General features: G+C 69.8%; 14 protein-coding genes. 3 read left to right on the top strand and 11 right to left on the bottom strand.

Features of this window, described 5'->3' with window-relative positions; all coding sequences use genetic code 11:
• Nucleotides 1-242: 242 nt before the first annotated feature.
• Together J2850_RS29380 and J2850_RS29375 are read left to right on the top strand one after the other, a co-directional pair.
• Nucleotides 243-1,484 carry an exonuclease SbcCD subunit D C-terminal domain-containing protein gene (locus J2850_RS29380; protein ID WP_209990485.1) on the top strand — a complete coding sequence of 414 codons (1,242 nt, stop codon included), beginning with the start codon at nt 243-245 and terminating at the stop codon, nt 1,482-1,484.
• Nucleotides 1,484-5,245, top strand: coding sequence for an AAA family ATPase (locus J2850_RS29375; protein WP_209990481.1), 3,762 nt, complete (start codon nt 1,484-1,486; stop codon nt 5,243-5,245). Before J2850_RS29380 ends, J2850_RS29375 begins: the two co-directional genes overlap by 1 nt.
• A gap of 191 nt (nt 5,246-5,436) precedes the next feature.
• Here J2850_RS29375 and J2850_RS29370 read toward each other — a convergent pair whose 3' ends face one another.
• From J2850_RS29370 to J2850_RS29340, 7 genes are all read right to left on the bottom strand, one after another.
• The gene (locus tag J2850_RS29370) at nt 5,437-6,279 is read right to left on the bottom strand and encodes an AAA family ATPase (protein WP_209990478.1); all 843 of its coding nucleotides are present in this window, start codon (nt 6,277-6,279) and stop codon (nt 5,437-5,439) included.
• A gap of 105 nt (nt 6,280-6,384) precedes the next feature.
• On the bottom strand, nt 6,385-6,978 hold the full coding sequence (gene fdh3B, locus J2850_RS29365) for a formate dehydrogenase FDH3 subunit beta (RefSeq protein ID WP_209990475.1): 594 nt from the start codon (nt 6,976-6,978) through the stop codon (nt 6,385-6,387).
• A gap of 10 nt (nt 6,979-6,988) precedes the next feature.
• The gene (gene moaA / locus J2850_RS29360) at nt 6,989-7,990 is read right to left on the bottom strand and encodes a GTP 3',8-cyclase MoaA (RefSeq protein ID WP_209990506.1); all 1,002 of its coding nucleotides are present in this window, start codon (nt 7,988-7,990) and stop codon (nt 6,989-6,991) included.
• Nucleotides 7,991-8,121: 131 nt separating this feature from the next.
• The gene (locus J2850_RS29355; RefSeq protein WP_209990472.1) at nt 8,122-8,448 is read right to left on the bottom strand and encodes a hypothetical protein; all 327 of its coding nucleotides are present in this window, start codon (nt 8,446-8,448) and stop codon (nt 8,122-8,124) included.
• A gap of 98 nt (nt 8,449-8,546) precedes the next feature.
• On the bottom strand, nt 8,547-11,030 hold the full coding sequence (gene torA / locus J2850_RS29350) for a trimethylamine-N-oxide reductase TorA (protein ID WP_209990469.1): 2,484 nt from the start codon (nt 11,028-11,030) through the stop codon (nt 8,547-8,549).
• A gap of 31 nt (nt 11,031-11,061) precedes the next feature.
• The gene (locus J2850_RS29345; RefSeq protein WP_209990466.1) at nt 11,062-11,778 is read right to left on the bottom strand and encodes a TorD/DmsD family molecular chaperone; all 717 of its coding nucleotides are present in this window, start codon (nt 11,776-11,778) and stop codon (nt 11,062-11,064) included.
• 69 nt (nt 11,779-11,847) lie between these two features.
• The gene (locus tag J2850_RS29340; protein WP_307354584.1) at nt 11,848-12,957 is read right to left on the bottom strand and encodes a NapC/NirT family cytochrome c; all 1,110 of its coding nucleotides are present in this window, start codon (nt 12,955-12,957) and stop codon (nt 11,848-11,850) included.
• A 206-nt stretch (nt 12,958-13,163) separates the two neighbouring features.
• Between J2850_RS29340 and J2850_RS29335 the strand changes: the two genes are divergently transcribed.
• Entirely contained in the window at nt 13,164-13,862 is a 699-nt protein-coding gene (locus J2850_RS29335; protein WP_209990460.1) for a response regulator, read from the top strand.
• On the opposite strand, the gene J2850_RS29330 is transcribed toward J2850_RS29335, so the two are convergent.
• From J2850_RS29330 to tatB, 4 genes are all read right to left on the bottom strand, one after another.
• On the bottom strand, nt 13,835-16,630 hold the full coding sequence (locus tag J2850_RS29330; protein WP_209990457.1) for an ATP-binding protein: 2,796 nt from the start codon (nt 16,628-16,630) through the stop codon (nt 13,835-13,837). The genes J2850_RS29335 and J2850_RS29330 overlap by 28 nt on opposite strands.
• Nucleotides 16,631-17,039: 409 nt before the next feature.
• Complete coding sequence (alaS, locus tag J2850_RS29325; RefSeq protein WP_209990454.1) at nt 17,040-19,724, bottom strand: alanine--tRNA ligase; 2,685 nt, start codon at nt 19,722-19,724, stop codon at nt 17,040-17,042.
• 162 nt (nt 19,725-19,886) lie between these two features.
• Nucleotides 19,887-20,693 carry a twin-arginine translocase subunit TatC gene (gene tatC, locus J2850_RS29320; RefSeq protein WP_209990451.1) on the bottom strand — a complete coding sequence of 269 codons (807 nt, stop codon included), beginning with the start codon at nt 20,691-20,693 and terminating at the stop codon, nt 19,887-19,889.
• 9 nt (nt 20,694-20,702) lie between these two features.
• Entirely contained in the window at nt 20,703-21,272 is a 570-nt protein-coding gene (tatB, locus tag J2850_RS32150) for a Sec-independent protein translocase protein TatB (RefSeq protein ID WP_281415101.1), read from the bottom strand.
• Nucleotides 21,273-21,303 lie beyond the last annotated feature (31 nt).

Below are 21,303 nucleotides of genomic sequence, written 5' to 3'. Positions count from 1 at the left end.
AGGAATTTCTGTCGATCCCGGAAGCCGTAACCGCTAACCTGCTGTTATCGCTTCCGTTTTCTCCGCCGGCGCCGCGCTTCGTTCAGCGCCCCGCCGTCGGTGGAGCGGTTTATATGCGCAGCCTCCGCCCTCACGCAAGCGCTTTTTTCATCAACCCGTCACTTTTTCCGGCCGGACGGCGATGGCGGACTTCGTAGAGTGGCCCGTCGTTTCGTTGCGAGCCCCTTGCGAGCCCCAGGACAATGCCCAGCTTCCGCCTCCTGCATACCGCCGACTGGCATCTCGGCCAGACGCTCCACGGCATTCCACGCGATGCCGAGCATGAGCGCTTCCTCGACTGGCTGCTGGAACGGATCGGCGAGCACCGGGTCGATGCCCTGGTGATCGCCGGCGACGTGTTCGACGGACAGAATCCGCCGATCCCGGCATTGGCCTTGTTCTACCGTTTCCTGGCTCGGGCGAAGACGCTCCACCCGCGGCTCGACATCGTGGTCGTCGCCGGCAACCACGACAGCGCCAGCCGGCTGGAGGCGCCGTCGCCATTGATGACCGAGATGGGCGTGCGCGTGGTCGGCACGCTGCCCGCCTCGACGGCTGGCGGGTTCGACCCGGCACCGCTGGTGGTGCCGCTGCACGGCGCCGACGGCAGGATCGCCGCGCGCTGCGTCGCAATGCCCTACCTGCGACCGTCCGACCTGCCGACGGTGGAGGAGGATGACGGGGACCCGCTGATCGAGGGGGTGCGCCGGCTCTACCGTCACGCCTGGAGCGGCGGCCGTGACCGTTGCCGCCCCGGCGAGGCGCTGATCCTCACCGGCCATTGCTATATGCATGGCGGCGCCCTGTCCGAGCTGAGCGAGCGCAAGATCCTCGGCGGCAACCTGCACGCCCTGCCCGTCGACATCTTTCCCGAGGATGCCGCCTATGTTGCGCTCGGCCACCTTCACCGGGCACAGGCGGTCGGCGGCCGGGACTCGGTGCGTTACAGCGGCTCCCCGATACCGTTGGCGCTGGACGAGGATTCCTACGCCCATCAGGTGGTGCTGACCGAGTTCGCGGAGGGCAGGCTGGTCGGCCGGGACACGCTTCGGGTTCCCCGCCACGTCGTCATCCACCGGATCGCCGAAGCCAGCCCGGACGCGGCGCTGGAACGGCTGAAGCGCTTGGACCTCGACCAGTCGCTGCCTCGGGATACCTGGCCTTTCCTGGAGGTGACGGTCTCCCTTCCCGAACCGCGCCCGTCCCTGCGCGACGAGGTCGAGGCGGTGTTGTCCGGCCGCCCGGTCCGGCTGCTGAAGCTCGGTGTAAGGCTGACCGGCAGCGGTGAGACGCTGGCCGACAGCGCGCCGCCTGCCGACCTGGCATCGCTGGATCCCGAAGAGGTGTTCCGCCGCCTCTACCGCCGCAATCACGAGGGCGATCCCGGTCCGGAGCTTCTGGCGGCCTTCAACGAACTGCTGACCGGCGTTCAGGAGACGATGTGATGCGGATTCTCGCGGTTCGCGGCGCCAACCTGACCAGCCTCGACGGCCCGTTCGCCATCGAGTTCGACGCCGCCCCCCTGCGTCGTGCCGGACTGTTCGCCATCACCGGCCCGACCGGCGCCGGCAAGAGCACCATCCTCGACGCCCTGTGCCTCGCCCTGTTCGACCGCATGCCCCGGCTGCCGGAAGGACGGGGCGAGATGCTGGGGCCGGACGGCGATCCCAACAGCATCCGCACCACCGACGTCCGCACCATTCTTCGCCGTGGCGCCGGCCATGGGTGGGCCGAGGTCGATTTCGTCGGCGTCGATGGCCATGGCTACCGTGCCCGCTGGGAGGTGCGGCGGGCGCGGCAGAAGGCGCAGGGTGCCCTGCAGCAGCAGAGCGTGTCGCTGGCGAGCCTGGACGGCGAGAAGCGGTTCGGCGACGGCAAGAAGAGCGTCCTGGAGGAAATCGAGAAGCGGCTCGGGCTGAGCTTCGAGCAGTTCCGCCGGGCGGTGCTGCTGGCCCAGGGTGATTTCGCCACCTTCCTGAAGGCTCCGGCCCGCGACCGCTCGGCCCTGCTGGAATTGCTCACCGGGACCGAGATCTATTCGCGCCTTTCCATCGCCTCCCATGAGCGTGCCGGAGCGGAACGCCAGGACCTCGATCGGCTGGAGGCCCAGGGTGGCGGCATCGGGGTACTGGGCGACGAGGACCGGACAGCCCTGCAACAGGACGCCGCCGACGCGGCCGACGCGGTGCGGCACGGCGAGCAGACATTGATGCAGGCCCGTGCGGCGCTGGCCTGGCACGAACGCGACGCGCAGCTCGCCGCGGCGGAAGCCCGGGCCGCGGCCAACGCCGAGGTGGCCGACCGGGATTGGCATGACGCCGAACCCCGGCGAGCCGCCGCCGTCCGCCTGCGCGCCTTGCAGCCGCTGCGGCCGTTGCTCGCCGACGCCGACCGTGCGTCCGCGGAAGCGGCGGAGGCGGTGGACGCGGTCGCCCGTGCCGACGCCATGCTGGACACGGCCCGGCGGGCCGTGGAGGACGCGACCGCCCGGCACGGCATGGCACGGCGCCGCTTCGAAGCGGCCTGCACGGCACAGGAGCGCGCAACACCCGACCTGGACCGCGCGGCGGACCTCGACGGCCGCATCGCCGCGCTGGCCGGCGAGCGGGCCGATACCGACAAGGCCGTCACCATGGCCTCCCGGCGAAGCGCCACACTGCGGCGGGCGATCGAGGACACCGACATCGCCCTGTCGGCGGCGAAGGCCGACGCGGCCCGGCTGGAGGCATGGCTGGCGCGGCAGGGCTCCTTCGCCGCCGTGGCAACCCAATGGGACCGCTGGGACGGCGCGCTGGCCCGCCACGGCAACGCCATGGCGGAGCGCGAGGCAGCCCGCGGCGACAGGAGCCGCCGGGAGCGCGACGTCGAGGCCGGCACCAGCGCCTGCGAGGGACTGGAGACGCGGCTCGCGGCAGCCCGCGACCGCTGCGCCGCAGCCGGGCGGCAGGTCGACATGCTGCGGACTGAGGCGGTCCCCGACCTCGACGCCACCCGGACGGCGCGGGCCGGGGCCGAACAGCGCCGCGACGGGCTGCAGGCCCTGCTCGCCACCGGCGAGGCGCGATACCGCGTGACGACCGATCGTCAGGCGGCGGAGGCCGAACGAAGCCGTCTGCAGACCGACGAGATCGAGGCCGAGGCCGCGCTGCATGGCCTTGGCGCGGAGCTGCTGGCCCAGCGGGCCGCGGTCGAGGAAGCCGACCGCGCGTTGCAGCGCCTGCTGGTCGCCCAGCGCGAGGACGTGGCGGGCCTGCGGCGCCGGCTGGTGGCGGACGAGCCCTGCCCCGTCTGCGGCAGCGACGCGCATCCCTGGGCAGGAGAGGAGTCGACACCGCTCGCGCGGGTGGCGCGCGACCAGGATCACCGTTTGGCCGAACTGCGCGACCAGCTCACCCGGCTGGTCAGCCGCCAGGCGACGCACGAAGCGGCCCTCCAGGCGGCCCGCAGGGGTGCCGATGCTCTGGCGGGACGCCTCGCCATGCTGGACCGTGAAGCCGAGGACGTCGCCCTGCGGTGGAGCGAACAGGTGGCCGTTACGGGATGGGACAGCGGCGCCGACGGGGTCGCCGGCATCCGCGGTGCCATCGGCATGGTGCAGGACCGGCTGCGCGCGATTGCCGAGGACGAGGATCGCGCCCTGGATCACCGCAAACGGCTCGACGCCGCTCTTGAGGGGCTGCGGCGGGAGGAAGCCGCCGCCACCGCCCTGTCGGAGGAAGGCGAGGCGGCCCGCCGCCGTCTGGCCGAGGGACGACAGGCGCTGGCGCTGGCGGATGCGGCGACGGAGAGGGCCGAAGCCGGCCGGCAGGCCGCCCTCGCCGAACTGGAGGATGCCTTGGCCGGCGAAGCCGGATGGCGCCAGCGCATCGAGGAGGATCCGGACGGCTTCCGCGCGGCCCTGGCGCGCCGGGTGACGGAACACCGCGGCAAGGCCGAATGGCTGGCGCGGGCCGCGCGGGAGGTGGAGCGGGCCACCGGCGAGCGGGCCGTCCAGGCAGCGGAGCTCATGGCCGCCGGACGGGCGGAGGAGGAGATGCGCAGCAGGGCCGCCGACCTTGGAGGACGCCTGGAAGAGGCGCGGACGGCGCGCGCGGCCTTGCTGGGCGGACAGGCGGTGATGTCGGTCCGCAAGCAGCTCGCCGAGGAGCGGCAGGCTGCGGAAGCGCTGGTCGAGAAGGCGACGATGATGCGGCAGGACGCGACCGGCCGGCTGTCGGCGGCCGAGCGGGACCGGGAAACCCGCGGCGAAGCGGCGCATCGCTGCGCGGCCAAGGTCGAGGCGGCGCGCCTGCGGCTGGATCAGGCGACGGCGGAGCGAAGCGTCGGGATCGAGGATCTCCGCCGGCTGCTCGCCACGCCGGAGAGCGAAATCGCAGCGGAGGAGCGGGCACTTGCCATACTGGAGCGGGCGAGAGGCGACGCTGCGCTGCTGGTGGCCGAGCGGCGGCGTCTGCGCGCCGACCATCATGCGGCCGGCCGGCCCGACCTGAGCGCCGAAGACGCCGCGATGGCGGCAGAGGCGGTATTGGAGCGCCTGGAGCGCGAGCGCGACCGGCTGGGCTCGGCCCGCGGCCGGCTGGAGGCCGACGACGCCAACCGGCAACGCCTCGCCGGACTGGCTGCGGCGATCGAGGCGCAGAAGGCGCGTTGCGAGCTGTGGAGCCGGCTGGCCCAGGTCATAGGCTCGGCCAACGGCCAGAAGATGCGCAACTTCGCCCAGAGCCTGAGCCTGGATCTTCTGCTGTCCCACGCCAACCGCCATCTGGAGGATCTGGCCCGGCGCTACCGGCTGGAACGGGTGGCCGGAGCCGACCTGGAAATCCAGGTGGTCGACCGCGAGATGGGCGACGAGCGGCGCGGCGTGCACAGCCTGTCGGGCGGCGAACTCTTCCTGGTCTCCCTGGCCCTGGCGCTCGGCCTGTCGGCGATGGCGGCGGGAACCTCCGGCGGCATCGGCACGCTGTTCATCGACGAGGGCTTCGGCACCCTGGATCCCGACAGCCTGGACGTGGCGCTGTCCTGCCTGGAGGCCTTGCAGGCGAGCGGCCGGCAGGTCGGCGTGATCAGCCATGTCCCGGCGATGGTCGAGCGGATCGGCACGCAGATCCGCGTGGTGCCGCTGGGCGGCGGGCGCAGCCGCGTCCGGGTGGAGGCGGCGGCCGGCCTGACCGCGATGGTGATGGACGAGGCGGTGGCCGAGGCGTGATGGCGCCGCCGCCGGTGCCCCCCTCCTAACCTCCCCCGCTGGGCGGGGGAGGGACTGCCGCTGCCTTTCCGAACAAGCACTTGCCCCCTCCCCCGCCCAGCTCTCGCACAAAGCTCCGCTTTGTGCTGACGCGGCAGGCGGACCACAGGTCCGCTGAGAGCGGAGGAGGGTCGGGGAGGGGGTAGCCGCCCTTACCGTCCCCGCTTCGCCAGGAAGGCCAGCCGTTCCAGCATGTGCACGTCCTGCTCGTTCTTCAGCAGGGCGCCGCAGAGCGGCGGGATGACGGAGCGGGCGTCCTTGGCGCGCAAGGTTTCGGGGTCGACGTCCTCGACCATCAGCAGCTTGATCCAGTCCAGCAGTTCCGAGGTCGACGGCTTCTTCTTCAGGCCCGGCACCTCGCGCAGCTCGTAGAACAGGTTCAGCGCCTCGCGCAGCAGGGTGGCCTTCAGGCCGGGATAGTGGACATCCACGATCCGCTCCATCGTCTCGCGGTCGGGAAAGCGGATGTAGTGGAAGAAGCAGCGGCGCAGGAAGGCGTCCGGCAGCTCCTTCTCGTTGTTGGAGGTGATGATGACGATCGGGCGCTTGGCGGCCGTCACCGTCTGCTTGGTCTCATAGACGTGGAACTCCATGCGGTCGAGTTCCAGCAGCAGGTCGTTGGGGAACTCGATGTCGGCCTTGTCGATCTCGTCGATCAGCAGCACCGGCGCGTCCGGTGCCTCGAAGGCCTCCCACAGCTTGCCGCGCACGATGTAGTTGGCGATGTCGTGCACCTTTGCATCGCCGAGCTGGCTGTCGCGCAGGCGGCTGACCGCATCATACTCGTACAGCCCCTGCTGTGCCTTGGTCGTCGACTTGACGTGCCAGGACAGCAACGGCTTGTTCAGCGCCCGGGCGATCTCCACCGCCAGCACCGTCTTGCCGGTCCCGGGCTCCCCTTTCACCAGAAGCGGCCGCTCCAGCGTGATCGCGGCGTTGACCGCCACCATCAGGTCCTCGGTGGCGACGTAGCGGTCGGTTCCGGCGAAACGCATGGCGACTCCTCATTCATTCGTTCGCCAAGCAGTCTTGTGATTTCCGTGGCCGGTGGCAAGCCCCGGGTTGGCAGCCGGCCGGTCAGCCGCCAGTCAGCCGGCCAGTCACCCTGCATGCTCCGGGTACGCCTTGTCCCAGCCCCAGGCGCCGGCGCCGTGGCCACGGCGGGCCGCACGCTCGCGGTAGATGGCGCGGACCTCGCCGACCTCGCCGGCCAGCAGCGCCTTGGTCGCGCAGAACTCGGCGCACAGGGGCAGCTTGCCCTCCGCCAGCCGGTTGCGGCCGTAGGCCCGGCGGTCCGCCTCCGCGTTTCCGCTTGCCGGACCGCCGGCGCAGAAGGTGCATTTGTCCATCTTGCCGCGAACGCCGAACGCGCCCGCCTGCTCGAAGCGCGGTGCGCCGAACGGGCAGGCCTGGAAGCAGTAGCCGCAGCCGATGCAGCGCTCCTTGTCGTGTAGCACCAAGCCGTCGGCAGCCCGGTAGATGCTGCCGACCGGGCAGATGCCCAGGCAGGGCGGATCATCGCAATGCATGCAGGCGACCGAGATCGAGCGCTCTCCCGGCTTGCCGTCCTTCAGCGTGACGACGCGGCGACGGGCGATGCCCCAGGGCACCGCATGCTCGGCCTTGCAGGCGACGGTGCAGGCGTTGCACTCAATGCAGCGATCGGTGTCGCAGAGGAAGGCCATCCGGGACATCGGCGATCCCTCACCCGCCGGTGACGCTGATCGCGCGGCGGACCGCGCCGCCCGGTCGGGCGAAGCCGTGCCCCTTCGGCTTGCGCCGGATGGCGTCGCGCACCACCGCCATCACCTGCCCGTCGTCGTCGCCCCGGCGCAGCGGGGTGCGCAGGTCGACCGCATCCTCCTGGCCCAGGCAGAGGCAGAGCGAACCACTGCAGGTCAGGCGGACACGGGTGCAGCCGTCGCAGAAGCCGTGCGTCAGCGGGGTGATGAAGCCGATGCGGCCGCCGGTTTCCTTCACCCGCATGTAGCGGGCCGGGCCGCCGGTGCGATGGCCGGACGGCTCCAGGTTCCAGCGCGTCTCCAGCTCGGTGCGCAGGCGGGCCAGCGGCAGGAACCGGTCCTGCGGATCGGGGCCGTCGAGCGGCGCGAACCCGGTGTCCCCCATCGGCATCAGCTCGATGAAGGTGAGGTCGAAGCCCTGCTCGCCGCACCAGGCCACCATGCGGTGGACCTCGTCGTCATTGACGCCCTTCAGCGCCACCATGTTGATCTTGACCACCAGCCCGGCATCCCGCGCCGCGTCGATGCCGCCCAGCACCTTGTCGAGCTTGCCCCAGCGGGTGATCGCCCGGAACTTGTGCGGGTCGAGGGTGTCGAGCGAGACGTTGACCCGCCGCACCCCCGCCTCGCGGAGGCCGGCGGCGTGCTTGTACAGCATTGTGCCATTGGTGGTCAGCGTCAGCTCTTCGAGCGCTCCGCTCCTCACATGACGGCCAAGCGAGCGGACGAGCTCCATCGCCCCCGCCCTCACCAGCGGCTCGCCGCCGGTCAGGCGGATGCGCGAGGTGCCAAGCCGGATGAAGAGGCCAGCCAGCCGGTCGATCTCCTCCAGGGTCAGGACGTCCGCCCTGGGCAGGAAGTCCATCTCCTCGACCATGCAGTAGCGGCAACGGAGGTTGCAGCGGTCGGTCAGCGACAGGCGCAGGTAGGACAGCCGGCGTCCGAACGGGTCGATCAGCGGCATGGCCGGCGCGCGGGTTCCTGCGGCTGTCGCCGCGCCGTTTCCTGCGGCTGTCGCCGCGGTGGGGGCACCGGTTTCCTGGAATTCGGCCATGTCGCACCGTCGAGGCTGTATCGGCAGGTCCGCCGGCGTGGTCAGTGGGTGGCGATGTCGCCGTTGCGGTCGAGGGAGACCGGAAAGACGTTGCCCTGGCGTTCGGCCTGGCCGCGCCAGATGCCGTCGTCGCCCAGCGTCAAATCCATGATGTTCGACAGGCCGGCACGCATCAGCCAGCGGCGCGCCTGGGATTCGGTGAAGGCGGTGGCGCCCGGGGCCAGCGGACCGGCATCGATCCGGGGCGGGTTTTCCGGGTCGAACACCGGCAGGACCGGCCCGGATTGAGGCGAGGCGGATTGGCCGGCGGAAGGGGTGGCGGCGAGTGCCAGCCCGAACAGAAGGGCAGCGAGGGTCTTGCGCAGCACGGAAACCTCCTCGGTGCTGGGGGTTGGTGCGGCGGGCCACTGGCGGACCCGCCGCACGACTGCGGCTCGGCGGCTACGGCCGAACCGCTAGGCGCCGGTCAGGCCTCGGCGGGGGCGTCGAACACCGTCACCGACGGCAGCGCGCCGGTGAACTTCTCGACGTCGACCAGACAGGTGTGGGCCGAGGTCGCCTGGGCCAGGCGCGAGGTGCCGATGTCCGGCGTCAGGACGTTGGCGTCGCCGTGCTTGCACAGGGTCTTGGCGTCGGTGATGTCCGCCGGGTCGTACCAGGCCCCTTCCTGCAACTGCACGACGCCCGGCCGGATGTCGTCGCTGACCACCGCGCCGGCCAGGCACTGGCCGCGGCCGTTGAACAGCCGGACCACGTCGCCGCTCTTGATGCCGCGCGCCTCGGCGTCCTTGCTGTTGATCATGCAGGGCTCGCGGCCGGCCACCTCGTAGATCTCCCGCACCTTTGTGCCGTTGAGCTGCGAATGCATGCGGTGGGTGGGATGGTTCGAGTTGAGATGGAGCGGATAGGGCTTCTCCTTCTGGCCCAGCCATTCCGCCGGCTCCAGCCAGGAGGCGTGGGGCGGGCAGTCGTCATAGCCCATCTTCTCGATCGCCTTGGAGTAGATCTCGATCTTGCCGGTGGCGGTGGGCAGCATGTTCATGACCGGATCCTCGCGGAAGTCCGCGTACTTGACCCAGCGGCGGTTCTTCTCCGGGATCTCGAACTCGATGATGCCCTTCTGCCAGAACTCGTCGAACTCCGGCAGCGCGACCGACTTCTTGGCGTCCGCGGTCTTCTTCGCCGTGGCGTAGACGTCGCGGATCATGTCCATCTCGCTCTTGCCGTCGGTGAACTCCCGGGCGACGCCGAGACGGTCGGCGAGCAGGCTGAAGATCTCGTAGTCGCTCTTGGCCTCGAAGACCGGCTCGATCACCTTCTTCATCGCGACATAGGCACGCTTGGAGATGGTGCCGATCATCTCGATGTCGTCGCGCTCGGCAGTGGTCGCCGCCGGCAGCACGATGTCGGCGAAGCGGGCGGACGCCGTCCACTGGAAGTCCTGGACGATAACCGTCTCGAACTTCTTCCACGCCTGCCGCATGCGGTTGCGGTCCTGGTGGTGGTGGAAGGGGTTGCCGCCGACCCAGTAGGTCAGCTTGACGTCGGGATAGAGGTGCTTGGCGCCGTTGTGCTCGTAGGGCTTGCCGGGTCCCTCCAGCATGTCGACGATGCGGGCGACCGGAATGACCTTGGCGCCCTTCTCGGCCGGCCAGGGCTTCCTCTCCTTGCGGGTGCCGCCGGACATGCTGGGCGCCAGCGCCGGCGCCGCCGAGGACGGCGAGCCCTGGCTGTAGAGGTGGTAGTTCTGGCAGAAGCCGCCGCCGGGAAGGCCGACCTGCCCGACCATCGCGGCGAGCGTGACGAAGGCCCAGGGCCATTGCTCGCCGTGATGCTGGCGCTGGCAGCTCCAGCCGCTGACCAGCATCGTGCGCTGCTCGACGAACTGGTGGGCGAGGCGGCGGATGACGTCGGCGGGAATCTCGGTGAGCGCCGCCGCCCATTCCGGCGTCTTCTCCACCTTGTCCCAGCCCTTGCCCGCCAGATAGTCGGCGAACTTGTCGAAGCCGAAGGTGCAGTTCTCGATGAAGTCGGCGTCGTAGAGCTTCTCGGTCAGCAGGACGTGGCAGATGCCGAGCGCCAGCGCCACGTCGGTGCCGGGCCGCACCGCCAGCCATTCGGCGCCCAGGTATTTGCAGGCGTCCAGGTTGATCGGGTCGATGAAGATGGCCTTGATGCCGGCCTTCTTCATGTCCTCGAACCACTTGTATTCCTCGTGGTCGGGCAGCGCGAAGCCGATCTGGTTGGTCTTGAAGGGGTCGGAGCCCCAGAAGACGATCAGCTTGGTGTTCTCCACCACAGACTGGTAGGTGGTCTGCGGCCCCGCCGCGTCGATCGAGCCGACGACGTAGGGCATGATGCCTTCCAGCGCCGCCTTGGAATAGTTGCTCGAGCTGTAGACGGCGCCGCCGGTCAGGTTCATCAGCCGGGTCAGCATGATCTGCGGGTTGCCGATCTCGCCGGAGCTGCGCCAGCCGTAGCTGCCGGCATAGACCGACCACGGGCCGTCCTGCTCCTGCAGGCGCTTCAGCTCGCCGGCGACCAGATCGAGCGCCTTCTCCCAGCTCACCCGCACGAAGTCGCCGCCGCCGCGGCTGTCACGCTCGGCCGCCGGCCCCTTTTCCAGGTAGGCGCGGCGCACCATGGGGTAGCGGATGCGGCTGGAGGAGTAGACGACGTCCTGCACGCCGGCGAGCGCCTTGTTGGGATGATAGTCCTTCTCCCACGGACGCAGGCCGACGAAACGTCCGCCCTCGACCTTGGCGTAGAAGGCGCCCCAGTGCGAGCCGGTGAGGATCTCGCCGGCACCGCCCGCGGCGGCGGCGGCGCCGTCCGCCGCCAGTGCCCGGCCGATGCCGCCGGGCAGGACGGTCCCGGCCAGCGCCAGGGCCGAGAGGGACGAGGTGGCGGTCAGGAAACGCCGCCGCGACAGTGTGGTGGATGCATCCATGGGACTGTTCCTTCGGTGAAATCTGTGGCGCTCAGTGCGACGCGCCGCCGTCGCTGACGGCGAAATCCAGGTGCAGCAGCCGGTCGAGCAGACCCGCCGCCGCGGCGTAGAAGCCGGAGGGGTCGTTGGCGCGGCAGGCCCTCGCGAAGGTGGGGACCCAGCCGCGCAGGCGGGCGAACAGGCCGGCAGCGGCCTCCGCCGCGGCAGGGTCGCTGCCGTCGGCGGCGCGCCGGAGGGTCTCCTCCAGCAGCGCCAGCTCGATCGTCAGGTGGTCGGGCGCCTCGGGGAAGTCGGGAGCCGGGTGGAGGCCCCAGCGCGCGAGCAGCGCCGCCATCTCCGCCGCCGGCTCCTGGAACAGCCGGCCGTTCCCCCGATAGGCGGATTCATAGGGCACCGCGGCCCTCGGCCCGCCCGCCCCCAGGAACAGCAGGCAGAAGGCGCTGTTCAGGGCGGACACCGCCGCTTCGCCTTCGCCCAGGCCGCGCAGGGCGGCGATGGCGGCTTCGATCTCCGCCTCCGGCACTCCGGCGGCGGAGATCGCAGCGAGAGCGCCTTGGCGGACCGGCCGGCGGAGGGCTTCGACCTCGCCTGCTTCGAGCGGAGCGCCGAACAGGGCGGCGGAGATGCCGACGGCGTCGGCGAGCCGGGCGGCAGCACAGGCGGCAGCACAGGCGGCGGGAAGGTCCGCGGAACCGGCGGCCGCCGGAGACGTCTGGGAAACGGGGGGCGAAGCGACGACGATGGCCATGATCTGCTCGAAACCGGGAGGGACGGGGCGGGAGGGACCGCGTGGGAGAGGGGGTGTCCGGCGCGGCGGTCAGCTACCGTGCTTCACCATGTCCTTGGCCCGGAGCTGGTAGTAGGACTGGAGAAAGCGGACGTCCTCGGCATTCAGGGCGGTGCCGTCCTTCATGTCCTTGATGATCCCCATCCACTGGTTGGCCGGATAGTGGCCGGGCTGGGGCTGGCTGTGGCAGGCACCGCAGGCCGCGCTGGCCATTTCCGCGCCGTAGGCGGACAGGGCGGCCTCGTCGGCGGTGAAGGCCGCCGCCTTGACCCAGCCGGTGACCGTGCCCTGCTGCCAGGACAGGCCGGTGTCTTCGTCGGGCTCGGCCGCGCCGAGCGTCGCCGTGTCGGCCAGCTTTTCCGACATGCTGAGCTCGAAGATGCGCCGGCCCTTGGCGGCGACCAGCAGCCGCTTGACGCCCTCCTGCACCCAGCCGGACAGTTCGACCTTCATCATGTCGCCGTCCCGATCCAGCACCTGGACATGGGTCAGCGGGAAGACGCTGCCGTCGCCCTTGCCGGGCGCGCCGCTCGGCCGCTCGGCGTAGAAAGGCGTGGTCTCGATGGCGGCGAGGGTTTTGGCGCTGGCGCCGGAGGAGGCGGCCGCCGCCTTGATGTCGGCGATCAGCGAGCGGTAGCCGCTGGACATGTCGGGAAGCTTGTGCGCGATGCCCTTGTGGCAGGAGATGCAGGTCTCACCCCTCTCCAGCCCCTTGGCCATCACCGTGCTCGCCTTCGGCGTCTGCTTGTGGATGTCCATGGCATCCTGCTTGTGGCAGGAGCGGCATTCGCGGGAGTCGGTCGCCTCCATCTTGGCCCAGACCTGCTTGGCCAGGTGAAGCCGGTTCTGCTCGAACTTCTCGGGCGTGTCGATGGTGCCCAGCGCGGTGTGCCAGAGGTCTTTGACCGCCATGGCCTTGGCCACCATCTTCGGGCCGAACTCCTTGGGCACATGGCAGTCCGAACAGATGGCACGGACGCCCGACGCGTTCGAGAAGTGCGGCGACTTCTTGTATTCCTGGTAGACCGTCGCCTGCATAGAGTGGCAGGAAACGCAGAACTCCAGGGAATTCGTCTTCTCGATGACAACGGAGAAGGTTCCCCAGGCAGCCAGCGCACCACCCGCGGAAAGAACTGCCACAGCGGCAACCGTTCCGATGCCGACCGGCTTCTTCAGCCAGTTCCGAAATCGCGCCATTCGCCCAAGCATACCGACTCTCCCACAAACAAACCTGTCGAGATTTCCTTGGGGGTGACGGTAGAGTGTGGATGTAAACGGCGTTCTGGTGTAATGTAAACGGGATGTAAACCGGGCGTTATGTCGCAGTTCGCGTTCCGGAGGAACTTATGTTTCGTGAATATCATCTTGTGGCTGTAGACGACGAACCGGTGGCCCGTGATTCCATCGCTTCCTATTTCGAGCGCGAAGGCTATCGCGTCAGTACGGCGAGTGATGCCAAGAGCCTGCGGTTGCTGCTGGCGCGCGAAAAGGTTGACCTGGTCCTGCTCGATATCCGCCTGCCCGACCAAGATGGGCTGTCCCTCATCCGCGACCTGCGCGCCGAGAGCAACCTCCCGGTGATCTTCGTCACCGGGCGCGACGACGAGATCGACAGGGTGGTCGGGCTGGAACTCGGCGCCGACGATTACGTCACCAAGCCCTTCTCTCCGCGTGAGCTTCTGGCCCGCGTCCGGACGGTGCTGCGGCGCAGCTCGGACTCCAGCCGCGTCGGGCAGCAGCGCCAGTTCGCCGGCTGGACGGTCGACCTGACCCAGCGCAGCCTGACCTCGCCGCGCGGGGAGGAGGTCAGGCTGACCCGCGGCGAGTTCGACCTGCTGGCCGCGCTGCTGCGCCATCCGGGGCAGGTGCTGTCACGCGACGTGCTGCTCGACGCCGTCAGCCACCGCGACGTCGGTCCGAACGACCGCACGGTCGACGTGCTGGTCGCCCGTTTGCGGCGCAAGATCGAGGTCGATCCGGCCGATCCGCAACTGATCGTCACCGAGCACGGGATCGGCTACCGCTTCACCCCGTCGGCGCGCTGAGCGGCGAGGATCGAGCGCCAGACGCGCTCGACCTCCACGATCGCCCGCGGCACTGCTCCAGCCAAGGACGCGACGTGGCGGTCGAGGGTCTCGGCCGCCGCCTCGGCCTCCTCCGCCAACTCCGCCGCCGCCTGCTCCACCAGGACGGCCATCCGGGCGAGACGGCTCAGCCCGACCAGCCCGGCGGCACTCTTCAGCCGGTGCGCCGCGTCGCCGCAGGCTTCGGCGTCGCGCGAGGCTGCCGCGGCCCTGATCTCCTGCATCAGTTCCGGCGCCGTCTCGACGAACAGCCCGACGATGCGGCCCGCCCTGTCGGGGCCGAGATCGGCCATCCGTTCCGCCAGGAGGCTGCTGCGGCGGAGAACCAGCGGACGGGCCGCCGACGGTAGGGCGTCCTCCTCGTCGGCACCGATGGCGACGGCCAGGGCATGGCGGAGCTCACCGCGATGGAACGGCTTGCCAACGAAGCCGGTCATCCCCGCGGCAAAGCAGTCCTGCATCCGTTCGGCCGAGACCGTCGCGGTGACGGCGATGATCGGCACCTGGGATCGGGTGGCGTGCGGCAGGCCGCGGATACGCCGGGCGAGTTCCAGCCCGTCGAGGCCGGGCATCGCCAGATCGGTCAGCACCGCGTCGTAGTCGTGGCAGCCGGCCAGCCGGACGGCGGCGAGGCCATCGGCGGCATGGGTCACGCGATGCCCCATCCGCTCCAGGAGGCCGACCGCCGCAGCGGCGTTCACCGGATTGTCCTCGGCCAGGAGGATCGACAGCTCCGGCATCGCAGGCTCGATGGCGGCCGGCGCCACGGGAACCGCGGGCGCCGCCGACGGGGCCAGGGCGAACTCGACCGCCACGGTGAAGCGGCTGCCCTGCCCCGGCGCGCTTTCGACCGCGATGGTGCCGCCCATCGCCTCGACGATGCGCCGGCTGATGGCGAGGCCGAGGCCGGTCCCGCCGAAGCGGCGCGTGATCGAGCTGTCGCTCTGGGTGAAGGCGTCGAACAGGGTGCCGAGCGCCTCCGGCGCAATGCCGATGCCGGTGTCGGAAACCGTGAATTCCACGCGCGCCCGGCCGGGCGCCGCGTCCTCCCGGGTCCGGGCCGACACGACGACCCGGCCTTCGCCGGTGAACTTGACGGCGTTGCCGACCAGATTGAGCAGGACTTGGCCAAGCTTGGCGGGATCGCCGAGCAGCCGGGCAGGCAGGGGGGCGACGGTGCTGCGGTACTCCAGCCCCTTGGCCAGCGCCTGCGGCGCCACGCTCGCCTCGATGGCCTGCAGCAGCGCCTGCGGACTGAAGACGGCGCATTCCAGCTCCATCCGCCCGGCCTCGATCTTGGCATAGTCCAGCACGTCGTTGAGGACCGCCAGCAGGAGCGAGCCGGACTGGAAGATTCCGTCCAGCCATTGCCGCTGCTGCGGCGACAGCGGGCTGTCTCCGAGAAGCTGGCCCATCGCCAGGATGCCGTTCAGCGGCGTACGGACCTCGTGGCTCATGGTGGCGAGGAAGGCGGTCTTGGCCCTGTTCGCCTCGTTGGCGCGCGCGACCTCCTGGCGGCGCGCCTCGTCGAGCTGGCGCTGAAGGCCCCGCGAGGCGAGGGCTCCGACCCGCAGACCCTCCAGCGCGCCGGCGATCGCACCCATCTCGTCCGGATAGCCGGCGGCGGGAACCGGCTCATCGAACTCCTGCCGCGACAGCCGGTCGATGGTTGCCTGCATCTGCCGCATCGGCGCCGACAACCGGCGCTGGACGGTGTGGATCGACAGGCCGCCCAGCAGCAGGCTGGCCAGGGACAGCACTGCCATTAGCAGCGCCATCCGCTGCGCCTCCGCCCGCCGTCGCTCGGCATGTTCGATCGCCAGCCCAAGGGCGTGCTCGCCGAGTGCCAGAACCGGGGCATAGGCGTCGGTGCACAGGTGGGACCACTCGGCAGGGGCCATCGCCGGAACGCCCGAGCCATCCAGGCCGTAGATCACGGCATCCATCCGGTCCTGGGCGGCCCGCGTGGCGGCGCGGCCCCTGCGGACATCCTCGACCAGTTGCACCGGGGCGCCGGGGCGGGCGAGCTGTTCGTCGAGCGCATCCCAGCGCGCGCGATAGGCGCCGATGCCCTCGCGCCACTCGCCCAGCCGGACGCGGTCGAGCGGCTGGTTGCGCTGGACATCCGGGCGCAGGGCCGAACAGGGGCGCCCGAAGCGCTCGCGGATCAGATAGGAGGACTGCCGCACATAGACGAGCTCGACGACCGCCGGGTCGAGCATGCGGACCGTGTTCGTCACCGCGACGGACACCTCCGCCAGACGCTCGGCCAATGCGTAGGTCGCCAGCAGCCAAGGCTCGGCATCCGCCATGTCGCGTCCGGCCAGCGGCTGTGCCGCCACGGCATCGAGCAGGGGCCGGCGGGCGGCCAGCAGGCCATGGGCGTCGCGGATCGACGCCAGCAGCGCGTCCCGTCCCTCGAAATCGGTTTCGGCGATCGAGAAGGCGGCTTCGCCATAATAGCCGTCGACCTGACGGTGGGACTCGGCGATCGCCGCCGCGGGATCATCCTCGGTCAGCACCGCCACACCGGCCACCCCGAGCTCGAACCTGATGCCGGCGGAGGCGGTGAACAGCACGCGGTCGACCCCCGTCAGGGCGACGATCCGGTCAGCGGCGACATAGGCGAGCCACTCCCGCCCGGCGAGCAGGAAGGTGAGCGCCACGACCGCCAGGATCGCGGTCCATTGCAGCGCCAGGACGAGACGGGCCAGCGAATGACGGAACATGCAACGGCCTTCACCGGCGGCAACGGCAGGCCGCTTGAACCCAGGAAGGACGATTCCAGCACAGCGGCCGTCTTGGGACCATGGGTGACGGAGTCGCAGCCGGGGTGATCGCGGTTTAGATAAAAGTATCCAGTAGAGGATTATAATCCTATCTGCAAACGCGCATAGGGCCTGAGTTTACCCCCACCTATCCTCCCCCACTGGGCAGGGGAGGGATTGCCGCCCCCGTTCCGAACAAGCGCTTACCCCCTCCCCCGCCCAGCGGGGGAGGGTTGGGGTGGGGGTAAACTCAGCCCCTATGCGCGAAGGCGGAAAGGATGCCTATCCTTGATGGGAGCGCATTTGCCATGGACGATCACCCTGGAGTCGCCGCCGGATGGCAAACGGCAAGCGCCGGCCCACCCGGCGATCAGGAGGCCTTCCTGGCCGCAATCGCCTTCTCGATCGCCTCGACCGCGGCCGGGGCCAGCGTGGCGTCGGGGCCACCAGCCTGGGCCATGTCCGGCCGGCCGCCGCCGCCCTTGCCGCCCAGCGCCTCGGCGCCGACGCGGACCAGATCGACGGCACTGAGCGAGCCGGTCAGGTCGTCGGTGACGCCGATCACGATGGAGGCCTTGCCGTCGTTGGCGGCGATCAGCACGACCACGCCGGAGCCGATCTGCTTCTTCAGCTCGTCGGCCATCGGCTTCAGGTCCTTGGCCGGCAGGCCGTCGACGACGCGCGCGGCGACCTTGACGCCCGCAACGTCCTTGGCCTCGCCGCCGCCGTCCGCCTTGGCACCGCCGCCCCCCATCGCTCCACTAAGGGCGACCTGCCGGCGAAGTTCGGCGAGTTCGCGTTCCATCTTGCGGCGCTCCTCGACGAGCGCGGCGACGCGGGCCGGGACCTCGTCGGGCTTGACCTTCAGGACGCCGGCCGCCTCGGTCAGCAGATGGTCGCGCTCGGACAGCCACGCCTTGGCGCCGGTGCCGGTCAGCGCCTCGATGCGGCGGATGCCGGCGGCGACCGCGCCTTCGGAGACGATCTTGAACACGCCGATGTCGCCGGTGCGGCGGACATGGGTGCCGCCGCACAGCTCGATCGAGTAGTCGCGGTCGAGCTCGCCATGCGGCCCACCCATCGAGACCACCCGCACCTCGTCACCATACTTCTCGCCGAACAGCGCCATGGCGCCCTGGGCGCGGGCCTCGTCCGGAGACATCAGGCGGGTGATGACCTCGCTGTTGCCGAGCACGCGGCGGTTCACCTCGTCCTCGACGGCGGCGATGTCCTGGGCGCTGAGCGGGGTCGGCTGGCTGATGTCGAAGCGCAGGCGCTCCGGTGCCACCAGCGACCCCTTCTGGGTGACGTGGTCGCCCAGGCGATGGCGCAGCGCCTCGTGCAGCAGGTGGGTGGCGGAATGGTTGGCGCGGATGGAGGAACGGCGCGTGCCGTCGACGCGCAGCTCGACCACGTCGCCGACCGCGAGCGTGCCCTTGGTGACGGTGCCGACATGGGCCCAGACCGCACCCAGCTTCTTCAGCGTGTCGGAAACCGCGACCTCGGCCCCGCCGGCGGAGAAGATCACGCCGGCATCGCCGACCTGGCCGCCCGACTCGCCATAGAAGGGAGTCTGGTTGACGACGACCATCACCTGGTCGCCGGCTGCGGCGCTGTCGACGCGGGCGTCGCCCTTGACGATGGCGGTCACCTTGCCTTCCGCCATTTCGGCGTCATAGCCCAGGAACTCGGTGGCGCCCAGATCGTCCTTGATCTCGAACCACAGCTTCTCGGTGCCGACCTCCCCCGAACCGGCCCAGGATTCGCGCGCCTTGCGGCGCTGCTCGTCCATGGCGGCCTTGAAGGCGTCCTCGTCGACGCCCCGCCCCTGCCCGCGCAGCACGTCCTGCGTCAGGTCGAGCGGGAAGCCGTAGGTGTCGTAGAGCTTGAAGGCGACATCGCCGGCCAGCGGCTGGCCATCGCCGAGGCGGCCGACCTCGTCCTCCAGCAGGCGCAGTCCGCGCTCCAGCGTCTGCTTGAAGCGGGTTTCCTCCAGCTTCAGCGTCTCGACGATCAGGGCGCGGGCGCGGCTCAGCTCGGGATAGGCGTCGCCCATCTGCTGGATCAGCGCCGGAACCAGGCGGTGCATCAGCGGCTCGCGCGCGCCGATCATGTGGGCGTGGCGCATGGCGCGGCGCATGATGCGGCGCAGGACATAGCCGCGGCCCTCGTTCGACGGCAGCACGCCGTCGGCGATCAGGAAGGAGGTCGAGCGCAGGTGATCGGCGATGACGCGGTGCGAGACGGCATGCGCACCGTCCGGCGAGGTCTTCGTCGCCTCGGCCGACGCGGTGATCAACGCCCGCATCAGGTCGATGTCGTAGTTGTCGTGCTTGCCCTGCAGGACGGCCGACAGGCGCTCCAGCCCCATGCCGGTGTCGATCGAGGGCTTGGGCAGCGGCACCAGATCGTCGGCACCGCGCTGTTCATACTGCATGAACACGAGGTTCCAGATCTCGATGAAGCGGTCGCCGTCCTCGTCCGGGCTGCCCGGCGGGCCGCCGGCGATCGACGGGCCGTGATCGTAGAAGATTTCCGAGCAGGGGCCGCAGGGGCCGGTGTCGCCCATGCGCCAGAAATTGTCGTCGGTCGGGATGCGGATAATGCGGTCGTCCGACAGGCCGGCGACCTTGCGCCAGATGCCCGCCGCTTCCTCGTCGGAGGTGTGGACCGTCACCAGCAGCTTGTCCGCCGGGAGGCCGTATTCCTTGGTGATCAGGTTCCAGGCGAACGCAATGGCGTCGTCCTTGAAATAGTCGCCGAAGGAGAAGTTCCCCAGCATCTCGAAGAAGGTGTGGTGGCGCGCGGTGTAGCCGACGTTGTCGAGGTCGTTGTGCTTGCCGCCGGCGCGCACGCATTTCTGCGAGGTGGTGGCGCGCCGGTAGGGCCGCGTCTCGGCACCGGTGAAGACGTTCTTGAACTGGACCATGCCGGCGTTGGTGAACATCAGCGTCGGGTCGTTGCGCGGCACGAGCGGCGACGAATCGACGATCTGATGGCCCTGCTTGGCGAAGAAATCCAGGAACGTGCGACGGATGTCGTTGGCGGTCTGCATACGGTCAAGGCTCCGGGTGCGCGGCGCGGCCCTCTTTTGGCCGAACCGTGCTTTTAGCGCGAGAATGGCGGCATGTCCACGACGGACGGATTATTACCCTATGGGACGACCCGGAAAGTGTCGTCCCGGGCGTCTCACAGTAAAGGCGATGGCGGTGCCGGCCTATTCCGTCCCGGCCGAGGCGGCCTCCGCGGCGCGCGCCTTCTCGATGCGGCGTCCGACCAGGATCGAGATCTCGTAGAGCGCGATCAGCGGCAGCGCGAGGCTGACTTGGCTGATGACGTCCGGCGGCGTCAGCACCGCCGCCGCGATGAAGGCGAAGACGATGGCATAGCGCCGCTTTGACGCCAGCGCATCGGTGCTGATGATGCCGACGCGCACGAGCAGGGTCAGCAGCACCGGTAGCTGGAAGGCGATGCCGAAGGCGAAGATCAGCGACATCACCAGATGCAGATATTCACCGACGCGGGCTTCGAACTCGATCGGCAGGGCGTTGGGATCGGCGCCGCCGGGGTGGAATTCGAAGCCGAGGAAGAAGCGCCATGCCATCGGGAAGATGAAGTAGTAGACGATGGAGGCACCGGTCAGGAACATCACCGGCGTGGCGACCAGGAAGGGCAGGAAGGCGCGCCGCTCGTGCTTGTACAGGCCGGGAGCGACGAACATCCAGATCTGGCTGGCGACGATCGGGAAGGAGATGAAGCAGCCGGCCCAGAAGGCGACCTTCACGTAGGTGAAGAAGGCTTCGGTGAGGCCGGTGTAGATCATCCGGCGGCCCTGGCCGGCCAGGATGTCGGCCAGCGGCTGCACCAGGAAATTATAGATGCGGTCGGAGAAGGCGTAGCACAGCAGGAAGGCGATCAGGATAGCCCCGATCGACCACATCAGGCGGTTCCGCAGCTCGATCAGGTGATCGATCAGCGGCATCTTGCTGTCTTCGAGCTCGTCCTGGTGCGTTTCGCCGGTCATGGGCCGTCTTTACTGCGTCTGCTTGTCGGTCGTGTGGCCGGTCGCCGGAACCGGTTCGGGAACCGGCTGGGGGGAGACCGGGTGCGGCGCCATGTCCGCCGGAACGTGCGCTGGGGCTGGGGCCGGAGCGGGCGTGATCGGCGAAGGTGCTGCCGCCGGGGCGACGCTGTCGACGACCTGCGGCGGAGCGGAGGCGGGCGGAGTGGCCGCCGGTGGAACCGAGGCGGCCGGGGCCGCGGGGGCCGGAACCTGCGGCGCGTCCCCCTCGGGAGGGCTGCCGGCATGGCCGTTCAGACCGACGTCGAAGGCCTTTCCCACCTCCCCCTTCGGATCGATGGTGTCCTCCATCATTTTCTTGATGTTGAGATCCCGCGTCTTCAGGGCTTCCTTGCGGAGCTCCTCAAGCTCGGTCTCCCGCATCATGTCGTCGATGTGGGTCTGGAACTCGCGGGCGACGACGCGTGCCTTCCGCACCCATTTGCCGAGCTGGTAGATCGCCTTGGGCAGATCCTTCGGTCCGATGACCACGAGAGCCAGGACGGCGATCACCAGCAGTTCGGACCAAGCTATGTCGAACATGTTCTTCCGGCTTCACGAATGCGGAGGGCTT

Source organism: Azospirillum picis (assembly GCF_017876115.1).
GTDB classification, from domain to species: Bacteria; Pseudomonadota; Alphaproteobacteria; order Azospirillales; family Azospirillaceae; genus Azospirillum; species Azospirillum picis.
This window is presented reverse-complemented; position numbering and strand designations above follow the sequence as displayed.